Origin of the sequence: Amycolatopsis australiensis (assembly GCF_900119165.1) — a bacterium.
In the GTDB taxonomy this organism is placed as follows: domain Bacteria; phylum Actinomycetota; class Actinomycetes; order Mycobacteriales; family Pseudonocardiaceae; genus Amycolatopsis; species Amycolatopsis australiensis.
The window spans coordinates 1-4,756 of sequence record NZ_FPJG01000004.1 but is presented as its reverse complement, the minus strand read 5'-3'; the positions used below and the strand labels follow the sequence as shown (position 1 = coordinate 4,756).

Sequence of the window (4,756 nt, the reverse complement as noted above, 5' to 3'; positions counted from 1 at the left end):
CGCTTCGCCGAGCAGGTTCAGGAACAGGCGGAAGGCGTCCGCATCGAGCATGCCGAGTTCCGACAGGCGCGTGGCGCGGCCGGTAGTGAGGATCGCACGCGCCGCGTCGATCTGGGCGCGCTCGGCCGCAACGCGCGCGGCCAGCATGGCGCGCTCGGTGTCGCGCGTGCGGACATGCGGGGCGGCGCCGCGCGGCGTCAGCTCGCCCTGCTCGCGCAAGCGCGGATGCACGCGCACTGGCGGCGCATCGGCCCAGGGGGTGGAGGCGGGCACCGGGTCTGCGCTTGCGGTTTCGGCCTGCAGGCTGAAGTGACGGGCCGGATTGAGTGCAAAGCCGGCTCGCCACAGGCGGTGCGCCTCGGCGTCGCTGCCGGTATCGGCAAACCAGCGCGCCAGGATGCGGAAGTCCGCCGAGCGGTCGCTGCGGCCGCTACGTCTTTCGTTCAGGCTGGCTACCGCCGCCAGCAGTTGGGGAATCGCCGCCCTCACCTTGGCGCGCAGGAGTTCCGACTGGGCCTGGATGTGGCCGTCGCTGATGAACCAGCGCGACAAGCCACGCCAGCGCTCGCGCCAAGTGGCGACCCGCTCGGCCAGTGCTGCGGCTTGCCCGGGTTCGTCGCCGGGCGCCGCATCGCGCCGTTCGCGCTGCGCTGCCAGTACGAGCAGCGGCTCGATCCGGCTGTCCAGCTCCAGCAGGCGGCTGGCAATGGTGCCCGAGCGCCCGACCAGGTCGCTGACGAAGCGGTTCAGGTAATCGATCAGGCGCTGCTTGAAGGCGATCACAGCCTGCACGTCGGCCTGCTGTAATTCGATGGTGCGGGCCACACTGGCCATGAAAGCCTGGGCGTTATCGGCCAGGCCGTCGAAGACGCGCACCAGATCGCGCAAGGCGGTATGCACCTTGGCCGGATCGGGCGCGGTTTCGGCGGCCAGGGCCAGCAGGGCATTGAGCTGGATGAGGATGTCCTCGAGGGCGACGGTCTGCAGTTCGCTCTGGCGCGCCAGGGTGCGCGCAAACACGGCCAGGCCAGCCTCGACCGCCTCGCCGCCCAGCGACAATCGGTACAAGAAACGGGCGCGGTAGAAATCCTCGACGCTCGAGACGCGCGCCGTGTCCGGGTGCGCTTCGAGGTTGCCCCAGTCGGTCAGGGCCGCCAACGCTTGCTGGATTTCCTCGATTGAGGGCGTAGTACCCGGCCAGCATGCTTCGATCTGCACTTCGTCCGGGCGCAACTGCAGGCGGAATTGCCGCTTCGCGGCCGCGAAGGTGTCCATGATTGCCCGGTACAGCGCAGCCTTGTCTGCCGCAACGTGACGGAACAGGTCTCCAGCGGATTGAGCGAGCGTGGGCATCAGGACTGGCGGCAAATCGGTGAATCCCCGACTATAGTGCCGGGTTGCGTAAAGGTCAACGTATCCTGTTGTAGGGTGGGTTCTCGAACCCACCGGTTGTTCGTGTTGATTGGGTTCGGTGGGGACGAGTCCCCACCCTACTATGCACAGCCGTACGTGCAAACGGACGCACCAAAGCAAAAAGCCCACCAAGTTCACTTGGTGGGCTTTGCTTTATAACTAGCCTGACGATAACCTACTTTCACACTGGTTGCAGCACTATCATCGGCGCAAAGTCGTTTCACGGTCCTGTTCGGGATGGGAAGGGGTGGGACCGACTTGCTATGGTCATCAGGCATGACTTGTACGAGCTGCGTGGCCTGTGGTCACGCGCTCTGAATCTGGAGAAGTAATTGGGTAGCAACTGTCGTGTCAACAAACAGCACTGTAATCTCGAATTAACTATACCTGCTAAGGTTATAGGGACAAGCCGTACGGGCAATTAGTACTGGTTAGCTTAATGCATTACTGCACTTCCACACCCAGCCTATCAACGTCCTGGTCTCGAACGACCCTTCAAGGAGCTCAAGGCTCCGGGAAATCTCATCTCAAGGCAAGTTTCCCGCTTAGATGCTTTCAGCGGTTATCTCTTCCGAACTTAGCTACCCGGCAATGCCACTGGCGTGACAACCGGTACACCAGAGGTTCGTCCACTCCGGTCCTCTCGTACTAGGAGCAGCCCCCTTCAAATTTCCAACGCCCACGGCAGATAGGGACCAAACTGTCTCACGACGTTTTAAACCCAGCTCACGTACCACTTTAAATGGCGAACAGCCATACCCTTGGGACCGGCTACAGCCCCAGGATGTGATGAGCCGACATCGAGGTGCCAAACTCCCCCGTCGATATGAACTCTTGGGAGGAATCAGCCTGTTATCCCCAGAGTACCTTTTATCCGTTGAGCGATGGCCCTTCCATACAGAACCACCGGATCACTATGTCCTACTTTCGTACCTGCTCGACTTGTCGGTCTCGCAGTTAAGCACGCTTATGCCATTGCACTATTAGCACGATGTCCGACCGTACCTAGCGTACCTTCGAACTCCTCCGTTACACTTTAGGAGGAGACCGCCCCAGTCAAACTGCCTACCATGCACTGTCCCCGATCCGGATAACGGACCAAGGTTAGAACCTCAAACAAACCAGGGTGGTATTTCAAGGATGGCTCCACGAGAACTGGCGTCCCCGCTTCAAAGCCTCCCACCTATCCTACACAGATTGGTTCAAAGTCCAATGCAAAGCTACAGTAAAGGTTCATGGGGTCTTTCCGTCTAGCCGCGGGTAGATTGCATCATCACAAACATTTCAACTTCGCTGAGTCTCGGGAGGAGACAGTGTGGCCATCGTTACGCCATTCGTGCAGGTCGGAACTTACCCGACAAGGAATTTCGCTACCTTAGGACCGTTATAGTTACGGCCGCCGTTTACTGGGACTTCAATCAAGAGCTTGCACCCCATCATTTAATCTTCCAGCACCGGGCAGGCGTCACACCCTATACGTCCACTTTCGTGTTTGCAGAGTGCTGTGTTTTTATTAAACAGTCGCAGCCACCAGTTTATTGCAACCTTTTCGCCCTTCCACAGTAAAGTGGTCAAGCTACCGAGGCGTACCTTTTCCCGAAGTTACGGTACCAATTTGCCGAGTTCCTTCTCCCGAGTTCTCTCAAGCGCCTTAGAATACTCATCTCGCCCACCTGTGTCGGTTTGCGGTACGGTCTCGTATGACTGAAGCTTAGAGGCTTTTCTTGGAACCACTTCCGATTGCTTCGTGCACATGGCACACGTCCCAGTCCCTTGAATTATGTACCCGGATTTGCCTAAGTACCTTCTATGAACCAGAAACCAGCTATTCCAACAGCTGGACAACCTTCCGCGATCCGTCCCCCCATCGCATCATACGACGGTGCAGGAATATTAACCTGCTTCCCATCAGCTACGCATCTCTGCCTCGCCTTAGGGGCCGACTCACCCTGCTCCGATGAACGTTGAACAGGAAACCTTGGGCTTACGGCGTGCGGGCTTTTCACCCGCATTATCGCTACTCATGTCAGCATTCGCACTTCTGATACCTCCAGCATCCTTTACAAGACACCTTCGCAGGCTTACAGAACGCTCTCCTACCATATAGATCAGGTGATAAATCACGAGAATATATCCGCAGCTTCGGTGACTGGCTTAGCCCCGTTACATCTTCCGCGCAGGACGACTCGATCAGTGAGCTATTACGCTTTCTTTAAATGGTGGCTGCTTCTAAGCCAACATCCTGACTGTTTTAGCCTTCCCACTTCGTTTTCCACTTAGCCAATCTTTGGGACCTTAGCTGGCGGTCTGGGTTGTTTCCCTCTTGACGCCGGACGTTAGCACCCGACGTCTGTCTCCCAAGCTCGCACTCATCGGTATTCGGAGTTTGCAATGGTTTGGTAAGTCGCAATGACCCCCTAGCCATAACAGTGCTCTACCCCCGATGGTGATACTTGAGGCACTACCTAAATAGTTTTCGGAGAGAACCAGCTATTTCCAAGTTTGTTTAGCCTTTCACCCCTACCCACAGCTCATCCCCTAATTTTTCAACATTAGTGGGTTCGGACCTCCAGGGCGTGTTACCGCACCTTCATCCTGGCCATGGGTAGATCACTTGGTTTCGGGTCTACACCCAGCGACTGTCGCCCTGTTCGGACTCGATTTCTCTACGGCTCCCCTATCCGGTTAACCTCGCCACTGAATGTAAGTCGCTGACCCATTATACAAAAGGTACGCCGTCACGGATCAAGTCCGCTCCGACTGTTTGTATGCACACGGTTTCAGGATCTATTTCACTCCCCTCCCGGGGTTCTTTTCGCCTTTCCCTCACGGTACTGGTTCACTATCGGTCGATTACGAGTATTTAGCCTTGGAGGATGGTCCCCCATGTTCAGACAGGATTTCTCGTGTCCCGCCCTACTTGTCGTACGCTTAGTACCACCGGTCTGATTTCGTGTACGGGGCTATCACCCGCTATGGCCAGAGTTTCCAATCTGTTCCACTATCAGTCCGACTATCACGTACAGGCTCTTCCCATTTCGCTCGCCACTACTTTGGGAATCTCGGTTGATTTCTTTTCCTGCAGCTACTTAGATGTTTCAGTTCGCCGCGTTCGCTTTGCATGCCTATGTATTCAGCATGCAATGACCTAAAAGGCCGGGTTTCCCCATTCGGAAATCTGCGGATCAAAGTGTGTTTGCTCACTCCCCGCAGCTTATCGCAAGCTACTACGTCCTTCATCGCCTGTAATCGCCAAGGCATCCACCATGTGCACTTATTCGCTTGTCCCTATAACGTTAGCCCTGCTGACAACAGGGAGCGTTATAGAAATCAAGAGTACAGC

Annotated in this window: 1 protein-coding gene and 2 rRNA genes; all 3 read right to left on the bottom strand. The window is 56.7% G+C overall.

The annotated features are described in order from the left end of the window. A partial coding sequence (locus BT341_RS00955) for a TIGR02677 family protein (RefSeq protein ID WP_072474457.1) occupies positions 1–1,353 on the bottom strand: 1,353 nt, incomplete at its 3' end. A 222-nt stretch (positions 1,354–1,575) separates the two neighbouring features. After that, positions 1,576–1,688: ribosomal RNA gene (rrf, locus tag BT341_RS00950) — 5S ribosomal RNA — on the bottom strand. A 125-nt stretch (positions 1,689–1,813) separates the two neighbouring features. Further along, positions 1,814–4,701 (bottom strand): 23S ribosomal RNA (locus tag BT341_RS00945). Positions 4,702–4,756: the final 55 nt, after the last annotated feature.